The organism is Pseudomonas sp. RIT-PI-q (genome assembly GCF_001297125.1).
Classification (GTDB): domain Bacteria; phylum Pseudomonadota; class Gammaproteobacteria; order Pseudomonadales; family Pseudomonadaceae; genus Aquipseudomonas.
The window spans coordinates 71,386-94,022 of record NZ_LHPC01000039.1; the positions used below are offsets into that span (position 1 = coordinate 71,386).

Below are 22,637 nucleotides of genomic sequence, written 5' to 3' on the forward strand. Positions count from 1 at the left end.
TATTTCGCAAAGCCGATAGCGCTCGCCACTAACAAGCCAACAGCAAAGTATTTAATTTGATATGGCCGGCATTGCGCCGGCCACTCATTAATTTACGGCTTGTTGCCATACCAACGCGGCGTGTACACCCACTCCCCACCGTCTGCACGGGGAAACACACACGTGGTCGAGGACCCGATAAGGACCATGGTGCGCATATCCACCTGATCGGGGGTCAATTGCCCCAGGGTGGTGACCCGCATGGTCTGCCCTGGACGACCGATATCGCGGCCCAGCACAACGGGCGTGTGAGGGAGGCGATGCTGCGCGACGATCTCCAGCGCACGACCTAATTGCCAGGGTCGCGAGCGGGAAATCGGATTGTAGAAAGCCAGTGCCAGATCCGCTTCGGCGGCCAGGTCCAGACGCTTCTCGATGATCGACCAGGGCTTGAGGTTGTCCGACAGCGACATTACGCAGAAGTCATGCCCCAGCGGCGCACCGGCCTGGGCAGCCGTCGCCAGTGATGCCGAGACGCCCGGCAAAATCTCCAGATCGACGTTGTGCCAGTTGGCATCCGTGGACTCGTGCAAGGCTTCCAGCACGGCGGCAGCCATGGCAAAAACCCCCGGATCGCCAGACGATACCACCACTACCGACCGCCCTTGGGCCGCCAGTTCAAACGCATGACGGGCTCGCTGCATTTCTTCGCGATTGTCGGTGCAGTGCATCACTTGATCAGCACGGAATGGCCCGGCCATGCGCACATAAGTCTCGTAGCCCAGCACATCATTGGCGCGAGCCAGCTCCGCCTTCACCGCCGGCACCATCAGCTCGGCAGCACCCGGCCCCAGACCAATCACTGCCAGCCGCCCGCGCGGGCGACCGATCGTTAATGGGTCAAGCGGCTGCTCGGCAACCGCGATGGAAATCTCGTCGTCGCCGTAGAAGGCAGCTGGCTGTTCGGTAGCACGGCGAGCCAGCGCCCGAACGCTCTCTGCGCCGGCAGCAAATCGCAACGGCACACCCAACTCCAGCGCGGCTTCACGTAGCCCCGGGCTGGCCAGTTCAGTGTCGGCGGCCAGCAAGCAGGCCACCGATTGCACGGCAATTTTCGCTTGATGCAAAGCTGCTCGAATCGAGCCCGGCAGATTCGCCACGTCACCACTCACCGCGACCAAGACATTGCGCGGGTAGATCATCAATTCGTTGGCCGCCGGCTCACGCTCGGCATGGCCGACATGAACCGTCAGCCGCGCCTGTGGATCTTCAGGCAACTGCGCTTGCGCCAACCACGGCGCCGCACCTTCGATGCGCACCGTTTCACCGGCCAGCAGATCGGAAACGAAACGCTTGCCCAGCTCCAGATCCCCCAAGGCATAACCGCTGGGTGGATTGAGCAGGCAGGTGCCAAAACGCAACTCACCGCTGGTGGTGATGGCGGCAACCACGTCGAGATGGGCGGCAATCTCCCGCGCCAGCACGTTCACGCCACCCAGGCCACCGAGCAGCGGCACCACCGCACTGCCGTCTTCGGCCACCACCAGCACCGGCGGCTCGGCACCTTTCTCCAGCAGCAGTGGCGCCAGCGTGCGAATCACAATCCCGGCCGCGCACAGGGCGATGATCGGCGTGTCCTGCTGATACAGCTCGCGCAGGGTCGCGCCGAACTCGCGATAGACGCGGTCCGCGCCGTCGACCCGCTCTGCCAATCCGTGAATCAGTGAACCGGGGTACACCTGCTGAATTTTGCGCGCAGTGGCAAGGCTGCCGTTACCAAGAATGACAATCGCCGGAGCATTAAGGGCCATCAGCCTTGCCACCTTTCACCCGGAACGATGATCAACGAGAAGTACGGTGAAGACATCGGCTCGACCTGATCCAGCGGCACGATCTTTTGATTGGCCATGGTTGCACGTTCGACGTACAGCGCCCGCTCGGCCAGGCCAAGCTCTTCGAGCACCTGACGAACCTTGGGGAAGTTGCGCCCCAGTTTCATGATCACTGCGGCATCGGCATCCGCCAAACGCCGCTTGAGGTCGTCGTGCGGCAACACACCAGACAACACCGACAGGCTCTGGTTGCGATACACCAGCGGCGCACCGAGTACCGAAGCACCGCCGAGCATCGAGCAAACGCCCGGCACGACTTCGGCTTCATAGCGTTCAGCCAGGCGATCGTGCAGGTACATGTAGGAGCCGTAGAAAAACGGATCACCTTCGCAGATCACCGCCACGTCACGGCCCGCATCGAGATGCGCGGCGAGTTCTTCACCCGCGGCGTCGTAGAAATCGCTGATCACTTGCTCGTAGGACAGCGGAGCCGGCAACGCCTCGGTGGTCACCGGGTAAACCAGCGGCAGCAAGGTTTGCGCGTCCTGCAAATGCGCTTCGATGATGCCGAAGGCATTGCCCTTTTTACCCTTGGCCACGAAGTACGCCACCACCGGCGATTCGCGCAGCAGGCGCAGGGCTTTGACGGTAATCAGTTCCGGATCACCCGGGCCGACGCCGAGGCCGATCAAACGTCCAGGTTGCTGCATCATTCGATCTCCGTGGCGAGGGCATTGACGGCAGCCGCGGCCATGGCGCTACCGCCCAACCGGCCTTGCATGATGACGAAGGGCACGCCGCGACTGTCTGCCGCCAGCATAGCCTTGGACTCTGCAGCGCCGACAAAGCCCACCGGAAAACCGAGGATCAGCGCCGGTTTCGGCGCGCCGGCGTCGAGCATTTCCAGTAGATAAAACAACGCGGTTGGCGCGTTGCCAATCACCACAACGCTGCCTTCCAGATGTGGGCGCCACAGTTCCAGCGCCGCGGCGGAACGGGTGTTGCCCAGCTCACGAGCGAGGTCTGGAACGCTTTCATCACGCAGGGTGCAGATGACCTGATTGTTCGCCGGTAAACGCGTGCGGGTCACGCCTTCGGAGACCATCCGCGCATCACACAAAATCGGCGCACCGGCGGCCAGCGCCTCGCGCCCGGCCTTGCCTGCGCCTTCGGAGAATTGCAGGCCGTCAATCGCATCGACCATGCCGCAGGCATGAATCACGCGCACGGCGAGTTTTTCCAGATCGGCCGGGATGCGCTCGAGGTTGGCCTCGGCGCGAATGATCGCGAAGGAGTTGCGATAGATATCCTGACCGTCGCGGATGTAATCAAGCATCAAAAAGGGCTCCGTGAGCGGGCGTCGAGCAAGGCGCCGACCGCTTCAATAGTAAGGTTGCGTGCGTGCAGGGCGCCGAAACCCGGCTGCCCCGCTTCGCGAAAATAGAGGTCGTAGTGACCGGGACTCACGGCCAGCAGCGTGACGGGCGCGACGTGCGCGGCGGCGCAGGAACGCGGGCAACCGGACAGGTGCACGCTCAGCTCAGTGTCTTTTTGCTGCAGCAATGCGGCCAGTTGCAGCCCATCGTTTTTGGTGTCGGCCCGCGATTTTTCGCAGCCAGCCGAGCCGGTGCAAGCGATGACCCGCGCCAGCGTCTGCGCGGGAGAGCAAAGCCATCCAAGTTGCTGCAAGCGCTCGCAGACGTGCGGCGCATCACGCTCGCACAGGTTGGGCAGCAGCAACCCTTGCCATGGCGTGAATCGCAACGTGCCGTCGCCGTACTCATCGGCCAGGCTGGCGGCACCTCTGAGCATCAGCGGATCGAGCCGACCAAGAGGCGCGACGGTGCCGACATAGACTCGGCCACGAATACGTTGCTGGTGGATACCCAAGTGCAGCGACTGCGTGTCGACACGACGACACCCGTTGCCAACAGCCACCGGCGCAACGCTCAGGCGCTCCGTCAATTGCGCCAGAAAATCAGCCGCCGGGTACTCGGCCAGCAGGTGACGCATGCGTGTCTGGTCGTTGCGGGCCAGGTCGAGGAACAGCTCAAGAATCTTGAATACCAGTTCATGCCCAAGGGCCAGGGGCACGGCGGCCAAGGGCGGGTCGATCGGGCTTCCCGCCAGACCAAACGCCAGCATCATCCGGCCTTCCACCTCGGTCGCGGACAGCCACACGTCATGGTGATGTTCGAGCATCGCCAACGCCTCACCGGCGTCGAGTTGCACGGCAAACTTGGCGGACAATTGATGAAAGCGTTGGTGACTTTGCAAGCTGGCGAGTATTTCCTCGGCCAGCGGACGAATGTCGACCAGCATGTGCCGATCAATCCCGGCACAAGGGCTCAACATCAGGTTGCGCACATCATCGCCGCTGACGGTCGACGATCCCAGTCCGGCGCCCACCAGCCGCTCGACCAGCGCAGCATGTGCCTCGCCGATGCCGCGAATCTGCAGGTTGGCGCGATTGGTCGCTTCGATGACACCGCCGGCGAACTGCTGCGCAGCCTCAGCGACTGCCCTGGCCTGGGCACTGCTGATCGAACCACCGGGCAACTTGATACGACAGATCCCGCCGTCCAACGCCTGGACGACACGAAACAACCCCGGACAAGCCGAGGGGCGCGCAGTCTCTACGAGCGGCGGTACAGAGGGTGATGTGTTCAAGGTGAACCCGTGCAAAGCACTTCCTGGGCGGAGGCCGCGTATTATGCCTGCTTTGCAACGGGGTATGAAAAGCTTGTCGGACGACCAGAGCATTCACTGCCACGGCGCAAGACCCTGCCGAATGAATGCCGGTCCCTCGTCAAATCCGCATGAGATAGTCGCGGCTGCGCTCGGTAATCTTGGCCCGCATCGCGGCGGCCACCTGACCGAAGCGCTTTTTGTCCAGCGTAAACGCCCCATAGTGCTGAACCAGCGTGACCTCGTGATCCAGCCACTTGATGAATAGAAACTGCTCCGGAATCACTTCTGCGTCATACCAGGAGTGCAACAGCATGAGGGTCAGTTGACCCTTGGCATCATAGGCACAGGGCATCGTTTGAAAATGCCGACTGCGCTCCCGCCCACTTTTTTGCGCGAACAGGATGGATGCCTGCAGATTGTCTTTCAACGACTTGAACGCCTCCATCGCAGCGTCGTACACAGGCACGCTGACGTTGGGTTTCAATGTTTCAAGGATCGCACTGGTGATTGGCTCATACAGTACGGTCAGCTGGCTTTCGAGCATGACTGGGCGTTGATGTATCCAGCCGAGATTCCATAGGCCCAGCGTGTAATGCTGCAACCACTCATACCATTGGGTTTCGCGGTTATAGCGCGTGTCGGTGTATTGCTCGAGGTAAAGCGCGCAGTCCAGCACGGCCTGTTCATCGTCTTCGGACACAGGCCCTGCGACGGCGACAATTGAGCTACCCGCCACGGATGCACGAACGTTGGTGGAGGTGCTGGCGGCCAGTGTGCGTGGTGTGGCGTGCGGGCCTCGCGCGTCAGGTGCAGGGAGCAGTCCAAGAAAGGCCAGGCGCTGCTCCAGCATCGGATATTCCATAGAGGTGTCAAACATAAAATTCCTTTTTATATAATTAAACTCAGTATTGGTTACTACATTTTCAAACTAACCAAACATGGCGCCCTACAACACCTTCGATATGGCACAAGATATTTAACGCCGCACAACTTAGTTCACCTTTTACCCGCCATACATCCTCCCAATCCGGCTTCCCGCCAGTACGCGGCATGCGTGAAAAACAGCGCAGGCGCGGTATCATCCCGCGCAGGCCCGAACCCGGTGACAACCCCTGCGGTGGGCGTTTTTTTGAGGAGCACGCAGTGACACCCTGGCTGACGGTAGTAGGCATCGGTGAAGACGGTTTCAAGGGTCTGGGCAAGAACGCCCGGCACGCGCTGCTGCGTGCCTCACGGATCTTCGGTGGCCAACGGCATCTGGATTTGCTGCCGCCGTGCATTCGTGGCGAGCGCCAACGCTGGCCAAGCCCGTTTTCCGTAGAGCCAGTCATGGCTTTGCGTGGCGAACCCGTCTGCGTGCTAGCCAGCGGCGACCCGATGTTTTTCGGCGTGGGCGCCAGTCTTGCGCGGCAATTGTCCTGCGACGAAATGCTGATCCTGCCGGCGCCCTCCTCTTGCTCTCTCGCCGCCGCGCGACTGGGCTGGTCGTTGCAGGAGGTGGTAACGCTTTCGGTGGTCGCCCGCCCCATTGCCGCACTCAACGCGCAATTGTTCAGCGGCGTGCGTTTGCTGGTGCTCTGCAACGACGGCCAAAGCCCGGCCGCGATTGCGGCGCTTTTACGTGAGCGCGGTTTCGGTCCAAGTCGCCTCACGGTGCTGGAGCACTTGGGCGGCGCAGCCGAACGACGCATCGACGGCATCGCCAACGACTGGAGCGATCCGGTCATCGCTGATTTGAATCTGATCGCCATCGAGTGCATCGCCGAACCGAATACGCCGCGCCTGTCACGCCTGGCCGGCCTGCCGGACGTTGCGTTCAGGCACGACGGCCAACTGACCAAACGTGACGTGCGCGCCATCACCCTTGCCCGCCTCGCCCCGACACCCGGTGAACTGCTGTGGGACGTCGGCGCTGGCAGTGGTTCGATCGGCATCGAATGGATGCGCGCGCATCCGAGCTGCCGGGCGTTGGCCATCGAGGCGGATGAAGGGCGACAACAATTGATCGAGCACAACCGCGACGCCCTCGGCGTGCCCGGCCTGCAACTGATTCGCGGCAGCGCGCCGCAAGCCCTCGCCGGGCTCGAACGCCCGGACGCGATTTTCATCGGTGGCGGCGTCACCCGCGACGGTGTGCTGGACGCGTGCTGGGCTGCACTCAAACCGGGTGGCCGGCTGATCGCCAACGCGGTCACGCTGCAAAGTGAAACGACCTTGATGGCCTGGCGTGAGCGGCACGGCGGCGAGCTGACGCGTATTCATATCGCTCAAGCCCAGCCGTTGGGCGACTTCGATACCTGGCGCCAGGCGTTGCCGATTACTGTGCTGGACGTGGTCAAACCCTTCGATGCGTGACGAAACCGCTGAACAACCCGCACCGCTGCGCAGCGGCCTGACCACCGGCAGCTGCGCCACCGCCACCAGCCTTGCGGCCGCTCGACTGTTGCTGTCCGGGACGAGTTCGGACGCCGTGGAAATCGTCCTGCCCAAAGGCAAGCAGGTGCAGATGCGACTGGAGTTCTGTCGGCTGTTGGATGACGGCGCCGAAGCCGGAACCCTCAAGGACGCCGGCGACGATCCGGACGTAACTCACGGTGCCCTGCTCTATTCCCGCGTGCGATTGAGCGACGAGCCGGGCATTCGTTTCAACGCGGGTCGAGGTGTCGGCACAGTCACCCGACCAGGTTTGGTACTGGGCGTCGGCGAACCGGCAATCAATCCGGTGCCGCGCAAGATGATGACGGATCACCTGATGCTGCTGGCCGAAGAGCTCGATTATCGCGGCGGTTTCGAGGTCACGGTGAACGTCGAGGGCGGCGAGGCGCTGGCGTTGAAAACCATGAACCCGCGACTGGGGATCCTCGGCGGACTGTCGATTCTCGGCACCAGCGGCATCGTCCGGCCGTTCTCCTGCGCGGCTTACATTGCCTCGATCCATCAGGGCATCGATGTGGCCAAAACCAACGGTTACCTGCACATCGCTGCGTGCACCGGCAACGCCAGCGAAGACACCATGCGCCAGGTCTACAACCTGCCGGAAATCGCCCTGATCGAAATGGGCGACTTCGTTGGTGCGGTGCTCAAACACCTGCGCAAAGTGCCGGTGGCTAAACTCAGTATTTGTGGTGGCTTCGGCAAGATCAGCAAACTGGCAGCCGGGCATATGGATTTGCACAGCCGGCATTCGAGCATCGACCTGCCGCAACTGGCCGAATGGGCGGCTGCGGTCGGCGCTGATGAGGGGTTGCAACAAAACATCCGCGAAGCCAACACCAGTCAGCAGGCGTTGGCCATGGCCAGCGCCGTCGGGATCGCCCTCGGTGATGCGGTGTGTCAGCACGCGCTCGACTTCGCCCGCAGCGTGGTCCCGGCGCAGGTGCAAGTGGAAGTCTTTGCCATCGATCGCCAAGGCGGGATTGTCGGCCACGCAGGAGCTTTTCAATGAAGCGCATTTTGTTGCTGGGCGGCGTGACTGAGGCCTTGGCCATTGCCAGAACCCTTGGGCCACACCACATCTACAGCCTGGCCGGCGTCGGTCGCGTGCCGACGGACCTGACCTGCGAGGTTCGCGTCGGTGGCTACGGCGGCGCTGAAGGGCTGGCACAGTTCATTCGCGATCAAGGAATCGATCTGCTGCTGGACGCGACTCACCCCTACGCCGCACAAATCAGTCAGAACGCCGCGACAGCCGCGCAATTGACCGACATTCCTTGCTGGGTACTCCGGCGCCCGGCGTGGCAACCCCAGCCCGGGGATGACTGGCGGGAAGTCAGCGACTGGGCGGAACTGATCGACGCCTTGAAACCCTTCCGCCGACCGCTGTTCACCCTGGGCCGCGAACCGTTGCAGCACCTGGATGAAATCCCCCCGGAGCAATTCTGGACCTTGCGCGCATTGGAGGTTTATCCGGGTAACGAGCGTTGTGAAGTGATTGGCGCACGTGGACCGTTTCTGATTGAGGATGAGCGCGAGCTGTTTGAACGGCGGCAGATTGATGTGCTCATCAGCAAGAACAGCGGGAGTACCGCGACCGAGCCGAAGCTGGAAGTGGCGCGGGAGCGTGGGGTGCCGGTGGTGGTGTTGAAGCGGCCGGTGTTGCCGGGGGTTGAGCGGGAGTTTGGCTCGGTCACAGACGTGCTGACTGCCCTGACAGCAGAATCAATACAAAACCTGTAGCAGCTGGCGAAGCCTGCGTCCGGCTGCGCAGCAGTCGTCAATCCGGCTTGCACGGTATGTCTGATGTACCGCGTGTTCTGATTTTACGACTGCTGCGCAGCCGAACGCAGGCTTCGCCAGCTGCTACAAAAATGTGTGGGGCCTGGGCTGGACGGTACTGGCAATCTGGAATTCGCGACTATCATGAAGGCTATGAAAGCCTCGCGCTGCGACACCACACCGCACGCGGTCTTTTTACTTATCGGCACTGATCAGGCTAAATAGCCGCGCCTGATCGCCCACCCACCGGATTTTTGTCTATGTCCCGACAACGGCTCGCAATTGCCTGGATCGCCTGCTTCGCAGTGCTGTTCAATCTGCTCGCCATGCCGATGTCCGGAGCGATGGCGCAGACGGCGAAATCGCCCGCCGAACAATTGTTGTGGGGCAGTTTCTGCTCGTCCAGCGGGACGAAGATGGTGGCGATTTCCCTGGGCGATATCGAGCAGAAAGCGCCGCAGAGCGACGATCATTCCAACATGCAGCATTGCTGGTGCTGCTCCGGCTCCGCACCATTGGTAGCGTTGCCAAATCATGTTCCGCAGTTGTATTTCGCACGTTTCGAAGCCAATCGAAGCCTGCCTCCCACCGCTCTCGATACCCCGACACCGCGCCAGCAATGGCCGAGCCTCAATCCTCGCGCCTCCCCTCTGGTGTGATTTCTTCGCGCAATCGACCTGCGTTTTGAATCGCTCTGGAGAACTGCCATGTTGAACAAACTCATCGTTCTGGCCGCATTGCTGCTGCCTGCCTGCTTAGCCAATGCCCACCAATACAAGGCCGGCGAGCTGCAAATCGCTCACCCCTGGTCGCAAGAGTTGCCGCCCAATGCGCCGACCGTTGCGGCGTACTTCGTGATTCACAACGAAGGCAAAACCGCCGACCGACTGCTCAGTGTCGACTCGCCAATTGCTGACGTTGCCCAGCTGCACGAACACATCATGCAAAACGACCTGATGAAAATGCAGCAGGTGCCCAGCGTGGAAATCCCCGCCGGTGGCGAAGTCACGTTTGCGCCGATGGCCTACCACGTGATGCTGCTAAACCTGAAGGACCGCAGCCTGCTGAGCGACGGCAAGCGCTTCCCGCTGACGATGCATTTCGAGAAGGCCGGTGACGTAACGGTCGAAGTGTCGGTGCAGAAGCAGGCGCCGGACGCCATGCAAGCGCACGTGCACACTCAGTAATCAGCAGAGCTGAATACGCCCATGCGCCCGCTTAGCGCCAGGTCATCCACATACCGTCGTCAGCCATCAAGCCTGACGCGCGGCAGCTGGATCAGCCTGTTCGCCATGTTGATGATCTTTATCGGCCCGCTGATTTCCCAATCGATGCCGATGGATCAACGCGCCTCGGCGCTGATGCAAGTCTCCATGAGCATGGACATGTCGGCACTGGAGCACGCCGAACATGGCGCGCAACCCGACGCCGAGCACTGCCCGCCAACAGCTTCACATCATGCGCTCTGGGAAAAATGCGGTTATTGCAGCCTGCTGTTCAACTGCCCGGCGCTGACCGGTGGTGTGTCGTTCGCTGCCTTCGACACCCCGCCCGCCAACACCTTCACTACCCCATCCCCTCGCCTGGGTCATGCCCGGCAAACCTTCTTCCCCGGTGCCCGCACCCGCGCCCCGCCGATCATCGCGTAAACACTGTTTGCCCCTATTAATGTCGCCTGGCACACCGCATTCGCGAGCAAGCTCGCTCCTACAGGGGTGTGCAGCGACCGTGAACCCATAACTAAAAAATCCGAGCAACAGCGGAGCACACGTGATGAAACAGCCCAAAGTGAATTTCTACAACCTGGCGTGGCGCTGGCATTTCTATGCCGGTCTGTTCGTTGCGCCATTCATGGTGATGCTGGCCCTGACCGGTGTCATTTACCTGTTCAAACCGCAACTCGATCCGTTGATGTACGGCAGCCTGATGAACGTCCCGGCCGGGCATCACAGCCTGCCGGCCGACGACCTGCTGAAACGGGTCAAAGCGGCTTATCCACAAGCAACGATCAAGCAGTACCTGCCGCCGGTCAACGCCGAACGCAGCGCTCAATTTGTCGTGCTCAATGCCGGCAATGAACTGAACGTGTTCATCGATCCGTACCAGGGTGACATCCTCGGCGAGCAAGACGCCAAGAAGAATCTGCAAGCGGTTGCGCGAGCGATTCACGGCGAATTGATGATCGGCACGGTCGGTGATCGGCTGGTAGAACTGGCCGCCGGCTGGGGCGTTGTGCTCGTAGTCTCCGGGGTGTTCTTGTGGTGGCCGCGCGGCCAGGCAGCCGGCATCTTGTGGCCACGTTTGAGCAGTCGCGGTCGAGTGCTCTGGCGTGACCTGCACGCGGTGACCGGGTTCTGGGGCGCGTCGTTGCTGTTGGTGATGTTGCTCAGCGGCATGACCTGGACCGGTTTCTGGGGCAAGCAATACGCGGGCGTCTGGAACGTATTCCCGGATGCGATGTGGAATGACATGCCCAAGTCCGACGTCGAGGCCCGCAGCCTGAACAGCGCCACTCGCCAGACCGTGCCCTGGGCCATGGAAAACACGCCGATGCCGATGTCCGGCGATCACGCCGAACACATGAACCACGGCGGCGCGCCAGCCGGCCCTGCGGCACCGACCATCAGCCTGCAAGACGTGCAAAACATCGCCGAGCGAAGCATGGTCGAACCGGGCTACAGCATCACCTTCCCGACCACCGCGACCGGCGTGTTCACCATCGCAGTATTCGCTGACGATCCGCGCAACGACGCCACCCTGCATATCGATCAGTACACCGGCGACGTTCTCGCCGACGTGCGCTACGAGCAGTACGGCACCGTCGCCCGCGCCACGGAAATCGGCGTGATGCTGCACGAGGGCAAGATGTTCGGGTTGTTCAATCAGATCATCGTGCTGCTGATCTGCCTGATGATTTTGCTCAGCGCCGTCAGCGGTGTGGTGATCTGGTGGAAGCGTCGTCCGCAGGGCAAACTCGGAGTGCCACCGCTGCGCCATGACCTGCCGAAATGGAAAACCGCGATGGTGATCATGTTTGGCTTGGCGGTGGCGTTTCCGTTGGTGGGCGCCTCGCTGGTTGTGGTGTGGTTGCTGGATCGGCTACTGCTGTCGCGTTTCAATCGGCAAACTGAATCGGCCTCAACGTCATTGTGAGTCTGACGAGATGCGCGGGGCTGAAGGAACGGTAAACCTCCCGCGCGTCACACTGGCAACTCAGGTTTCCTTCGGGCAAGCCCGGATCGATCACAACAGTTGTGTACGACATGAATCCTGTAGGAGCTGCCGAGTGAAACGAGGCTGCGATCTTTTGATCTTAAAAAATCAAGATCACAAGATCGCAGCCTCGTTTCACTCGGCAGCTCCTACGGAAAATGCGATCGGGCTCCACCCCCGCGTTGATTGCAACCCTTCGCCCCGATGTGGCGCATCCTGACGCACCACCGCCCCAGCCTCGTCCTCTTATGGTGCGCCCTCTAAACCGCGCAACCGCTCTAATACGACATTTCCCTGCCTTTTGCCGACCAGGCACAGCCCTTGCTAAAGACCCTTCAGTAGTCCGCATCTGCCAACCAAGAAAAACTTCTAACGTTCATGGAGATCGCACAATGAAGCGTCGCAGCTTGATCAAGGCTTTCACACTCACGGCATCCATTGCCGCGATGGGCATGACCTGGACTGTCCAGGCCGCCGAGACCATCAAGGTCGGTATTCTGCATTCGTTGTCCGGCACCATGGCGATCTCCGAAACGTCACTCAAAGACATGGCGTTGATGACCATCGACGAGATCAACGCCAAGGGCGGCGTGAACGGCAAGATGCTCGAACCGGTGGTGGTCGACCCGGCCTCGAACTGGCCGTTGTTCGCCGAGAAAGGTCGTCAGCTGCTGACCCAGGACAAGGTCGCGGTGGTGTTTGGTTGCTGGACGTCGGTGTCGCGTAAATCGGTCTTGCCGGTGTTCGAAGAACTCAACGGTCTGCTGTTCTACCCGGTGCAATATGAAGGCGAAGAGATGTCGCCGAACGTGTTCTACACCGGCGCCGCGCCGAACCAGCAAGCGATTCCGGCGGTGGAATACCTGATGAGCGAAGAAGGCGGCAGCGCCAAGCGTTACTTCCTGCTCGGCACCGATTACGTCTACCCGCGCACCACCAACAAAATCCTGCGCTCGTTCCTGCACTCCAAAGGTGTGGCCGACAAGGACATCGAAGAGGTCTACACCCCGTTCGGTCACAGCGACTATCAAACCATCGTCGCCAACATCAAAAAATTCTCGGCCGGTGGCAAGACCGCGGTCATCTCCACCGTCAACGGCGACTCCAACGTGCCGTTCTATAAAGAGCTGGCCAACCAAGGCCTCAAAGCCACCGACGTGCCGGTCGTGGCGTTCTCGGTGGGCGAAGAAGAACTGCGCGGCATCGACACCAAACCGTTGGTGGGCAACCTCGCGGCGTGGAACTACTTCGAATCGGTCGAGAACCCGGCGAACAAGAAATTCGTCGCCGACTGGAAAGCCTACGCCAAGAAACACAACCTGCCGGGCGCCGACAAAGCGGTGACCAACGACCCGATGGAAGCCACTTACGTCGGCATCCACATGTGGGCGCAAGCGGCAGAAAAAGCCAAGTCCACCGACGTCGACAAAGTCCGCGAAGCCCTCGCCGGCCAGACCTTCGCCGCGCCGTCCGGCTACACCCTGACCATGGACAAGACCAACCACCATTTGCACAAGCCAGTGATGATCGGCGAGATCCAGGCCGACGGTCAGTTCAACGTGGTGTGGCAGACCGAAGGACCGATCCGCGCCCAGCCGTGGAGCCCTTTCATTCCGGGCAACGACAAGAAGCCGGAATATGCGGTGAAGAGCAACTAAAGCCACCTGTTCGCATTCACACAAAACCTGTAGGAGCTGGCTTGCCAGCGAAGGCGTACTGACTGACGCCAAAAGCTTCGCTGGCAAGCCAGCTCCTACAGGGTCCGCGCATGACCAGGACATTTGATATGCCCACTGCCCTTTACCGTCTGATTCTCGCCATCGCGCTGTTGCTGCCGATGGCCGCCCATGCCGGCGATGCCGAAGACTTCGTCGCGGCCAATCCCATGCAGCAAGCCAAACTTCTGGAAGCCTGGGCCGCGCAGCCCGATCCGGCTCGAATCGAGCTGATCAACGCCCTGCAACAAGGCGAGTTGACCGTCGACGGCCAGCCGAAAACCCTGCGCCTGAATAACCGCCTGCGAGGCCTGATCGACACCGCGCTGGCCAGCCACCAACTGCTCGCCGCCGACGCCAAAATCCGTCTGGCCGCCGCGCAGCAATTACAGAAAAGCGCCAAGCCGGCGCAGCTGAAATTCCTCGACCTGCAACTGGCGGGTGAAAAAGATCAAAGCGTTCATGCCGCGCTGAGCCTGGCGCTGGCCCATTTGCAACTGGTGGACAGCGACCCGGCCGTGCGCCTCGCCGCTGTGCGCCTGCTCGGTGAAACCGGCGCCCCGTTGGCTCGCACCCGCCTCGAAAGTCTGCTGGAGCCGGGTGTCGAAATCGATGCCGGTGTGCGCACCGCCGCCGAAACCAGCCTCGCGCAGGTCAAGCGCAAACTGCTGATCGGCGAGATGCTCGGCCAGGCCTTCAGTGGCATGTCCCTCGGCTCGATTCTACTGTTGGCAGCGTTGGGCCTGGCGATCACCTTCGGCCTGCTCGGCGTGATCAACATGGCCCACGGCGAGATGCTGATGCTCGGCGCGTACTCGACGTACGTGGTGCAGCTGATGTTCCAGCGCTTCGCGCCGCAAGCCATCGAGTTCTACCCGCTGATTGCGTTACCGGTGGCGTTTTTTGTCACGGCCGCCATCGGTATGGCGCTGGAACGCACGGTGATCCGTCACCTCTACGGCCGCCCGTTGGAAACCCTGCTCGCCACCTGGGGCATCAGCCTGATGCTGATCCAGTTGGTGCGGCTGGTGTTCGGCGCGCAGAACGTTGAAGTGGCCAACCCGGCGTGGTTGTCGGGCGGGATTCAAGTGCTGCCCAACCTCGTGCTGCCGTACAACCGCATCGTGATCATCGCCTTCGCCCTGTTTGTGGTGGTGTTGACCTGGCTGCTGCTGAACAAGACGCGCCTCGGCTTGAATGTGCGCGCCGTCACCCAGAACCGCAACATGGCCGCCTGCTGCGGCGTGCCTACCGGGCGCGTGGACATGCTCGCCTTCGGCCTCGGCTCGGGCATCGCCGGCCTCGGCGGCGTGGCGCTCAGCCAGATCGGCAACGTCGGCCCGGACCTCGGCCAGAGCTACATCATCGACTCGTTCCTGGTGGTGGTGCTCGGTGGTGTCGGGCAGTTGGCCGGTAGCGTGCTGGCGGCGTTCGGGCTCGGCATCGCCAACAAGATTCTCGAACCGCAGATCGGTGCGGTGCTCGGCAAGATCCTGATCCTCGCGCTGATCATTCTGTTTATCCAGAAACGTCCGCAAGGCCTCTTCGCACTGAAAGGACGGGTGATCGACTGATGAACCAGCCCCTGATGCTCACGGCCACGCAAAAGGCCGGCCCCAAAGTCACGATCGCCGTCGGCGCGGTGATCCTTGTTTTGCTGTTGGCGCTACCGTTGATGTCGCTACTGTCGCCCGTCAGCGTTTTCCACGTCTCGGCTTACACACTGACGTTGGTGGGCAAGATTCTTTGCTACGCCATCGTTGCCCTGGCGCTGGACCTGGTTTGGGGTTACGCCGGTTTGCTGTCTCTCGGCCATGGTCTGTTCTTCGCCCTCGGTGGCTACGCGATGGGCATGTACCTGATGCGCCAGGCCTCGGGCGATGGCTTGCCGGCGTTCATGACGTTCCTGTCGTGGACTGAATTGCCGTGGTACTGGACCGGCACCAGCAGCTTCCTCTGGTCGATGTGCCTGGTGGTGCTGGCGCCGGGATTGCTGGCGCTGGTGTTCGGCTTCTTCGCCTTCCGCTCGCGGATCAAGGGCGTGTATTTCTCGATCATGACCCAGGCCCTGACCTTCGCCGGGATGCTGTTGTTCTTCCGCAACGAAACCGGGTTTGGCGGCAACAACGGCTTCACCAACTTCCGCACCATACTCGGCTTTGGCATCACCGAACCGGGCACTCGCGCGGTGCTGTTTTTCGCCACGGTGGTGTTGCTGGTGGCGAGCCTGTTCATCGGCTGGCGCCTGGCGCAAAGCAAATTCGGCCGGGTGCTGACGGCGCTTCGCGATGCGGAAAACCGCCTGATGTTCTGCGGCTACGACCCGCGTGGCTTCAAGCTGTTTGTCTGGGTGCTGAGTGCGGTGTTGTGCGGTTTGGCCGGTGCGCTGTACGTGCCGCAAGTCGGGATCATCAACCCGAGCGAAATGTCGCCGACCAACTCCATTGAGGCGGCGGTCTGGGTCGCACTGGGCGGGCGCGGCACGCTGATCGGCCCGTTGCTGGGTGCCGGCGTGGTCAACGGCATGAAGAGCTGGTTCACCGTAGCCTTCCCCGAATATTGGCTGTTCTTCCTCGGCGCCCTGTTCATCGTCGTAACCTTGTACCTGCCCAAAGGCGTGATCGGTCTGCTGAAGAAAAGGGGCGAACAATGAGAATCACACCAACGGCGGAATTCATGCTCGAACCAGCCTTTTTCCCAGTGGAACCCAACAAGGACGCCGGCACCAGTCGCGATACGATCGGTCTCGGCCAACGCGCCGGCCCAGGCCTGAACACTCGCCACGGCACGATCCTCACACTTGAAGACATCAGCGTCAGCTTCGACGGTTTCAAGGCGCTGAACAATCTGAACCTGTACATCGGCGTCGGTGAACTGCGTTGCATCATCGGCCCCAACGGCGCGGGCAAAACCACGCTGATGGACGTGATCACCGGCAAGACTCGCCCCAGTCACGGCAAGGCCTGGTTCGGCGAAACCCTGGACCTGACGCAGATGAGCGAAGTGCAAATTGCCCAGGCCGGCATTGGCCGCAAGTTTCAGAAGCCGACGGTGTTTGAAGCGTTGAGCGTGTTTGAAAACCTGGAGCTCGCACAGAAGACCGACAAGTCGGTGTGGGCCAGCCTGCGGGCTCGCCTGACGGGCGAACAACACGATCGCATCGCCGAGGTGTTGGAGACCATTCGCCTGACCACCTCGGTCAATCGCCCGGCAGGGTTGTTGTCTCACGGGCAAAAGCAGTTTCTGGAAATCGGCATGTTGCTGATGCAAGACCCGCAACTGCTGCTGCTCGATGAACCGGTGGCGGGCATGACCGACGCCGAAACCGAATTCACCGCCGAGTTGTTCAAAAGCCTGGCCGGTAAGCATTCGCTGATGGTGGTGGAACACGACATGGGCTTCGTCGGCTCCATCGCCGACCACGTCACCGTGTTGCACCAGGGCAGTGTGTTGGCGGAAGGGTCGCTGGAACAGGTGCAGGACAACGAGCGCGTGATCGAGGTTTATCTCGGAAGATGATTTAGCTCCCGTAGGAGCGAGGCTTGCCCGCGAAGCTTTTGGCGGCCTTGAGGTCCCCTTCGCGGGCAAGCCTCGCTCCTACAAGGGATTGAGGAGATTTTGAAGATGCTGCACGTTGACAAGCTGCACCAGTACTACGGTGGTAGCCACATCCTGCGCGGCCTGACGTTTGAGGTGAAGGTCGGTGAAGTCACTTGCCTGCTCGGGCGCAACGGTGTGGGCAAGACCACCTTGCTCAAATGCCTGATGGGTTTATTGCCAGCGAAAGAAGGCTCGGTGAACTGGGAAGGCAAACCGATCACCACGTTCAAGCCGCACCAACGGGTGCATGCCGGGATCGCCTACGTGCCCCAGGGTCGGGAAATCTTCGGTCGGCTGACGGTGGAAGAAAACCTGCTGATGGGCCTCTCACGATTTCCCGGTGCCGAAGCCAAGGAAGTCCCGGCATTCATCTACGAGCTGTTCCCGGTGTTGCTGCAAATGAAGCAACGACGCGGCGGAGACTTGTCCGGTGGCCAGCAGCAACAACTGGCCATCGGACGAGCGCTGGCCAGTCGACCACGCCTGCTGCTTCTCGACGAGCCCACCGAAGGCATCCAGCCGTCGGTGATCAAGGAGATCGGCGCGGTGATCAAGAAGCTCGCGGCCCGTGGCGACATGGCGATTTTGCTGGTGGAGCAGTTCTACGATTTCGCCGCCGAACTGGCTGATCAATACCTGGTGATGTCCCGGGGTGAGATCGTGCAGCAAGGGCGCGGCGAAAATATGGAAGCCGAGGGTGTGCGCGGACTGGTTACGATCTAATCTGCAGCGTCCTGACGATAATTAGAAACCATGAATCTACCCATTCCCACTGCCCTGTTTACCCCTAGCTGGCACGCCGAGCTGGAACTCGGCTACGCGCGTTTCGGCGACAGCACGCGCCCGGTCCTGCGCCGGCATAAAGGCCCGCTGCGGGTGCAGAAGCACCTGTATGCCGAAGGCCCTGAAGTCTGCCAACACATCATCGTGCATCCGCCGGGCGGGATTGCCGGCGGTGATCGGCTGGACATCTCGGCCAGCGTCGGCTGCGATGCCTGGGCACAAATCACCAGCCCTGGCGCGGCCAAGTGGTATCGCGCCGCCGGCCCCGCTTATCAGCAGCTGACCTTGAAAGTAGCGGCCGGTGCGACACTGGAATGGCTGCCACAAGAGACGATCATTTTCAGTAGCGCCCAGGCTGAACTCAGTACGTCCATCGACCTTGAAGGCGATGCCCGGCTGTTCTATTGGGACGTCGTGGCGCTGGGTCGCCCGGCCAGCGGCGAGCGTTTCGACCTCGGGCATTTCCAGGCGCAACTGAACATCCGCCGCGACGGCCAGTTGCTCTGGCACGAACGCCAGCGCATTGTCGGTGCTGATGGTTTGCTCGATTCGCCGATTGGCCTGGATGGGCAACCGGTGTTTGCGACGTTGCTGATGACCGGGGAGATCGATAGCGATTTGCTGGAAATCTGCCGCTCGCTGCCCAATGACGTGCGCGGGGATTTGACCCAGTTGCCGGGGCTGTTGGTGGCTCGATGCCTGGCCAGTGAGGCGCTTTTGGCACGCGGCTGGCTAATTGATTTATGGCGATTGCTCCGGCCGGCGTTGCTCGGCCGAGGAGCCGTGCCCCCCAGAATATGGAGCACCTGAACACATCCCTCCGTAGGAGCGAGGCTTGCCCGCGAAGCTTTTGGCGGCCTCAAGGTCCCCTTCGCGGGCAAGCCACGCTCCTACACAGGTTGAGTGACCCTTTTAACTGCCGATTATGGATTCCAACGATGGACCTGACCCCACGCGAAAAAGACAAGCTGCTGATCTTCACCGCCGGCCTCGTCGCCGAGCGGCGTTTGGCGCGCGGCGTGAAACTCAATTACCCGGAAGCCATGGCGTACATTTCCGCCGCGCTGCTCGAAGGCGCTCGTGACGGCCGGACCGTCGCCGAGTTGATGCACTTCGGCACCACCCTGCTCAGCCGCGAACAAGTGATGGAAGGTATCCCGGAAATGATCCCGGAGATCCAGGTCGAAGCGACGTTCCCCGACGGCACCAAACTGGTCACCGTTCACCAACCGATCGCCTGAGGCCGCGCCATGACATACGACATTCGCGATGCAGTGCACGCCGACCTGCCGGCGATCCGCGACATCTACAACGACGCCGTGCTCAACACCACGGCAATCTGGAACGAACAGGCCGTGGACCTCGGCAATCGCCAGGCCTGGTTCAGCGCCCGGCAAGCCCAGGGTTATCCGATTCTGGTGATCGTCGACGGCGACAACACTGTGCTGGGCTACGCTTCATTTGGTGACTGGCGGCCGTTCGACGGTTTCCGTCATACCGTCGAGCACTCGGTGTACGTGCGCAGCGACCAGCGCGGCAACGGTCTCGGCCCACAGCTGATGACCGCGCTGATCGAACGCGCCAAACGCTGTGACAAGCACATAATGGTCGCCGCCATTGAAAGCGGTAATGCCGCGTCCATTCGCCTGCATGAACGGGCCGGTTTCGTCACCACCGGGCAGATGCCCCAAGTGGGCACCAAGTTTGGCCGCTGGCTGGACCTGACTTTCATGCAACTGACCCTCAATCCTGGCGCGGCGCCGCCGCCCGCCCACAAGGAGTAACTCTCGATGAACGCCGCCCAACTGCGACGCGTCAATATTGAAAGCTTTGCGCACTATCGTCAGGGTTTGATTGACCTGCTGCTCGACGCCGTCGGCTATGGCGCCAGCGTCGGGTTCATGGCCAATCTGGACGCGACCCAGGCCCGCGCCTATTTCGATGACGTTCAGGACAACCTGAACAAGGGCAACGTGCTGCTGTGGGTGGTGGTCAAGGACGAACAGGTACAGGCCAGCGTGCAACTGACCCTGTGCCAGAAGGCCAACGGCCTGAACCGCGCCGAAGTGCAGAAACTGCTGGTGCGTGAACACGCGCGTCGTCGTGGCCTGGGCCAACAGTTGATGAGTGCTTTGGAACAAGCCGCCCTCCAGCACAAGCGCGGCATGCTCTACCTCGACACCGAGGCCGGCTCCCCCGCCGAAGATTTCTACAAAGCCCTGGGCTACACCAAGGCCGGTGAACTCCCCGACTACGCCTGCGACCCGAGCGGCCAGTACAAACCGACCGCCCTTTACTACAAGATTCTCCAAGGAGCCCATTGATGATTCCCGGTGAATACCAGATCCAGCCCGGCGACATCGAACTCAACGTAGGCCGTCGCACCGTCAGTGTGAAGGTGGCCAACAGCGGCGACCGGCCGATCCAGGTCGGCTCGCATTACCACTTCTTTGAAACCAACGACGCCCTGCCCTCCGCCCGCGCCGCCGGCCGCGGCATGCGCCTGACCATCCCCGCCGGCACCGCCGTGCGCTTCGAACCGGGGCAGAGCCGCGAGGTCGAGCTGGTCGATCTGGCCGGGCATCGCCGGGTGTTTGGCTTTGCCGGGCGGATCATGGGCGACCTGTAATTTATTCGCTGTCTGTACTGGCCTCTTCGCGGGCAAGCCTCGCTCCTACAGGGGAATTCGTCACCTTGTAGGAGCGAGGCTTGCCCGCGAATGCGATCTCAAATCCAAACTAATTCTCAAGGCATGTACATGAAGATTTCCCGTCAAGCCTACGCCGACATGTTCGGCCCCACCGTTGGCGACAAGGTCCGCCTGGCCGACACCGAACTGTGGATCGAAGTCGAAAAAGACTTCACCACCTACGGCGAAGAAGTGAAATTCGGCGGCGGCAAAGTCATCCGCGATGGCCAGGGTCAAAGCCAGTTGCTGGCTGCCGAGGTCGTCGACACCCTGATCACCAACGCCCTGATCATCGACCACTGGGGCATCGTCAAGGCCGACGTCGGCCTCAAGGACGGGCGCATCGCCGCCATCGGCAAGGCCGGTAATCCGGACATCCAGCCCAACGTGACCATCGCGGTCGGCGCCAGCACCGAAGTCATCGCCGGTGAAGGCATGATCCTCACCGCGGGCGGCATCGATACACACATCCACTTCATCTGCCCGCAGCAGATCGAAGAAGCGCTGATGAGCGGCGTCACCACCATGATCGGCGGCGGCACCGGCCCGGCCACCGGCACCAACGCCACCACCTGCACCTCCGGCCCATGGCACCTGGCGCGCATGCTCCAGGCCGCCGACGCGTTTCCGATGAACATCGGCTTCACCGGCAAGGGCAACGCCAGCCTGCCGGAACCGTTGATCGAACAGGTCAAGGCCGGCGCCATCGGCCTCAAGCTGCACGAAGACTGGGGCACCACCCCGGCGAGCATCGACAACTGCCTGACCGTGGCCGATCAGTACGACGTGCAAGTGGCAATTCACACCGACACCCTCAACGAATCCGGCTTCGTCGAAACCACCCTCGCCGCCTTCAAGGGCCGCACCATCCACACCTATCACACCGAAGGCGCGGGCGGCGGGCATGCCCCGGACATCATCAAGGCCTGCGGTTTCGCCAACGTGCTGCCGAGCTCGACCAACCCGACCCGGCCATTCACCCGCAACACCATCGACGAACACCTCGACATGCTGATGGTCTGCCACCACCTGGACCCGAGCATCGCCGAGGACGTGGCGTTTGCCGAAAGCCGCATCCGCCGCGAGACGATTGCCGCCGAAGACATCCTCCACGACCTCGGCGCGTTCTCGATGATCAGCTCCGACAGCCAGGCCATGGGCCGCGTCGGCGAAGTCATCACACGCACCTGGCAAACCGCCGACAAAATGAAAAAACAGCGCGGCCCGCTGCCTCAGGACGGCGAAGGCAACGACAACTTCCGCGCCAAACGCTACATCGCCAAGTACACCATCAACCCGGCAATCACCCACGGCATCAGCCATGAAGTGGGCTCGGTCGAAGTGGGTAAATGGGCTGATCTGGTGCTGTGGCGCCCAGCGTTTTTCGGGGTCAAACCGACGTTGATTCTCAAGGGCGGCGCCATTGCCGCCAGCCTGATGGGCGACGCCAACGCCTCGATTCCAACGCCGCAACCGGTGCATTACCGCCCGATGTTCGCCAGCTACGGCGGCTCGCTGCACGCCACCAGCCTGACGTTTATCAGCCAGGCTGCACAGGAAGCGGGCTTGCCTGAAGCCCTCGGGTTGAAGAAGAAAATAGCCGTGGTCAAAGGCTGCCGCGAGGTGCAGAAAACCGACCTGATCCACAATGATTACCTGCCGAACATCGATGTCGACCCGCAGACCTATCAGGTCAAGGCCGACGGTGTGTTGCTGTGGTGCGAACCGGCGGATGTGTTGCCGATGGCGCAGCGGTACTTCCTGTTCTGAGCTGCGTCCGCCCCTGTAGCAGCTGTCGAGCCTGCGGGGCTGCGTCCGTCTCTGTAGCAGCTGTCGAGCCTGCGAGGCTGCGTTCGGCTGCGAAGCAGTCGTAAAACCTGAGAGCGAGGTGTATCTGAAACACCGCATTGTCTGATTTTA

General features: G+C 61.6%; 23 protein-coding genes. 18 read left to right on the forward strand and 5 right to left on the reverse strand.

The features are described 5' to 3' along the window. Positions 1–92: 92 nt before the first annotated feature. From cobJ to AEQ67_RS20995, 5 genes are all read right to left on the reverse strand, one after another. Positions 93–1,790: a precorrin-3B C(17)-methyltransferase gene (cobJ, locus tag AEQ67_RS20975; RefSeq protein WP_059405742.1), complete on the reverse strand. Its 1,698-nt coding sequence runs from the start codon at positions 1,788–1,790 to the stop codon at positions 93–95. Further along, positions 1,790–2,521, reverse strand: coding sequence for a precorrin-2 C(20)-methyltransferase (locus tag AEQ67_RS20980; protein ID WP_017336332.1), 732 nt, complete (start codon positions 2,519–2,521; stop codon positions 1,790–1,792). Before AEQ67_RS20980 ends, cobJ begins: the two co-directional genes overlap by 1 nt. Further along, the gene (locus tag AEQ67_RS20985) at positions 2,521–3,147 is read right to left on the reverse strand and encodes a precorrin-8X methylmutase (RefSeq protein WP_059405743.1); all 627 of its coding nucleotides are present in this window, start codon (positions 3,145–3,147) and stop codon (positions 2,521–2,523) included. The genes AEQ67_RS20980 and AEQ67_RS20985 overlap by 1 nt, the downstream gene beginning before the upstream one ends. Continuing rightward, entirely contained in the window at positions 3,147–4,547 is a 1,401-nt protein-coding gene (gene cobG / locus AEQ67_RS20990) for a precorrin-3B synthase (RefSeq protein WP_082377931.1), read from the reverse strand. The genes AEQ67_RS20985 and cobG overlap by 1 nt, the downstream gene beginning before the upstream one ends. 73 nt (positions 4,548–4,620) lie before the next feature. Further along, positions 4,621–5,379 (reverse strand): hypothetical protein, encoded by a 759-nt coding sequence (locus AEQ67_RS20995; RefSeq protein WP_059405744.1) that lies wholly within the window; start codon positions 5,377–5,379, stop codon positions 4,621–4,623. Between the two features lie 266 nt (positions 5,380–5,645). On the opposite strand from AEQ67_RS20995, the gene AEQ67_RS21000 reads away from it, so the two are divergent. The 18 genes from AEQ67_RS21000 to ureC all read left to right on the forward strand — a co-directional run bounded on the left by AEQ67_RS21000 (position 5,646) and on the right by ureC (position 22,487). Next, positions 5,646–6,857 (forward strand): bifunctional cobalt-precorrin-7 (C(5))-methyltransferase/cobalt-precorrin-6B (C(15))-methyltransferase, encoded by a 1,212-nt coding sequence (locus AEQ67_RS21000; protein WP_059405745.1) that lies wholly within the window; start codon positions 5,646–5,648, stop codon positions 6,855–6,857. Beyond that, complete coding sequence (locus AEQ67_RS21005; protein WP_059405746.1) at positions 6,850–7,947, forward strand: cobalt-precorrin-5B (C(1))-methyltransferase; 1,098 nt, start codon at positions 6,850–6,852, stop codon at positions 7,945–7,947. The genes AEQ67_RS21000 and AEQ67_RS21005 overlap by 8 nt, the downstream gene beginning before the upstream one ends. Then, the gene (locus AEQ67_RS21010; protein WP_059405747.1) at positions 7,944–8,678 is read left to right on the forward strand and encodes a cobalt-precorrin-6A reductase; all 735 of its coding nucleotides are present in this window, start codon (positions 7,944–7,946) and stop codon (positions 8,676–8,678) included. Before AEQ67_RS21005 ends, AEQ67_RS21010 begins: the two co-directional genes overlap by 4 nt. A gap of 299 nt (positions 8,679–8,977) precedes the next feature. After that, complete coding sequence (locus tag AEQ67_RS21015) at positions 8,978–9,376, forward strand: DUF2946 domain-containing protein (RefSeq protein ID WP_059405748.1); 399 nt, start codon at positions 8,978–8,980, stop codon at positions 9,374–9,376. A gap of 48 nt (positions 9,377–9,424) precedes the next feature. Continuing rightward, positions 9,425–9,904, forward strand: coding sequence for a copper chaperone PCu(A)C (locus tag AEQ67_RS21020; protein ID WP_059405749.1), 480 nt, complete (start codon positions 9,425–9,427; stop codon positions 9,902–9,904). Between the two features lie 21 nt (positions 9,905–9,925). After that, positions 9,926–10,366: a DUF2946 domain-containing protein gene (locus tag AEQ67_RS21025; RefSeq protein WP_059405750.1), complete on the forward strand. Its 441-nt coding sequence runs from the start codon at positions 9,926–9,928 to the stop codon at positions 10,364–10,366. 124 nt (positions 10,367–10,490) lie between these two features. Further along, on the forward strand, positions 10,491–11,870 hold the full coding sequence (locus AEQ67_RS21030; RefSeq protein ID WP_059405751.1) for a PepSY-associated TM helix domain-containing protein: 1,380 nt from the start codon (positions 10,491–10,493) through the stop codon (positions 11,868–11,870). A 452-nt stretch (positions 11,871–12,322) separates the two neighbouring features. Beyond that, the gene (gene urtA / locus AEQ67_RS21035) at positions 12,323–13,588 is read left to right on the forward strand and encodes an urea ABC transporter substrate-binding protein (RefSeq protein ID WP_059405752.1); all 1,266 of its coding nucleotides are present in this window, start codon (positions 12,323–12,325) and stop codon (positions 13,586–13,588) included. Positions 13,589–13,716: 128 nt separating this feature from the next. After that, positions 13,717–15,219: an urea ABC transporter permease subunit UrtB gene (gene urtB, locus AEQ67_RS21040; RefSeq protein ID WP_059405753.1), complete on the forward strand. Its 1,503-nt coding sequence runs from the start codon at positions 13,717–13,719 to the stop codon at positions 15,217–15,219. After that, positions 15,219–16,298 carry an urea ABC transporter permease subunit UrtC gene (gene urtC, locus AEQ67_RS21045; protein ID WP_059405754.1) on the forward strand — a complete coding sequence of 360 codons (1,080 nt, stop codon included), beginning with the start codon at positions 15,219–15,221 and terminating at the stop codon, positions 16,296–16,298. The genes urtB and urtC overlap by 1 nt, the downstream gene beginning before the upstream one ends. Next, positions 16,295–17,164: an urea ABC transporter ATP-binding protein UrtD gene (gene urtD, locus AEQ67_RS21050; protein ID WP_059405755.1), complete on the forward strand. Its 870-nt coding sequence runs from the start codon at positions 16,295–16,297 to the stop codon at positions 17,162–17,164. The genes urtC and urtD overlap by 4 nt, the downstream gene beginning before the upstream one ends. Positions 17,165–17,269: 105 nt before the next feature. Further along, on the forward strand, positions 17,270–17,968 hold the full coding sequence (gene urtE / locus AEQ67_RS21055; protein WP_059405756.1) for an urea ABC transporter ATP-binding subunit UrtE: 699 nt from the start codon (positions 17,270–17,272) through the stop codon (positions 17,966–17,968). Between the two features lie 30 nt (positions 17,969–17,998). Next, positions 17,999–18,838, forward strand: coding sequence for an urease accessory protein UreD (locus tag AEQ67_RS21060; RefSeq protein WP_059405757.1), 840 nt, complete (start codon positions 17,999–18,001; stop codon positions 18,836–18,838). 128 nt (positions 18,839–18,966) lie between these two features. Further along, positions 18,967–19,269 (forward strand): urease subunit gamma, encoded by a 303-nt coding sequence (gene ureA, locus AEQ67_RS21065; protein ID WP_033055605.1) that lies wholly within the window; start codon positions 18,967–18,969, stop codon positions 19,267–19,269. A gap of 9 nt (positions 19,270–19,278) precedes the next feature. Continuing rightward, a complete protein-coding gene (locus AEQ67_RS21070) occupies positions 19,279–19,812 on the forward strand; it encodes a GNAT family N-acetyltransferase (protein WP_059405758.1) in 534 nt (177 codons plus the stop codon). Positions 19,813–19,818: 6 nt separating this feature from the next. Next, positions 19,819–20,352: a GNAT family N-acetyltransferase gene (locus AEQ67_RS21075; RefSeq protein WP_059405759.1), complete on the forward strand. Its 534-nt coding sequence runs from the start codon at positions 19,819–19,821 to the stop codon at positions 20,350–20,352. Continuing rightward, positions 20,352–20,657, forward strand: a complete 306-nt coding sequence (locus AEQ67_RS21080) for an urease subunit beta (RefSeq protein WP_059405760.1) — start codon at positions 20,352–20,354, stop codon at positions 20,655–20,657. Before AEQ67_RS21075 ends, AEQ67_RS21080 begins: the two co-directional genes overlap by 1 nt. 129 nt (positions 20,658–20,786) lie before the next feature. Next, positions 20,787–22,487: an urease subunit alpha gene (gene ureC / locus AEQ67_RS21085; RefSeq protein ID WP_059405761.1), complete on the forward strand. Its 1,701-nt coding sequence runs from the start codon at positions 20,787–20,789 to the stop codon at positions 22,485–22,487. Positions 22,488–22,637 lie beyond the last annotated feature (150 nt).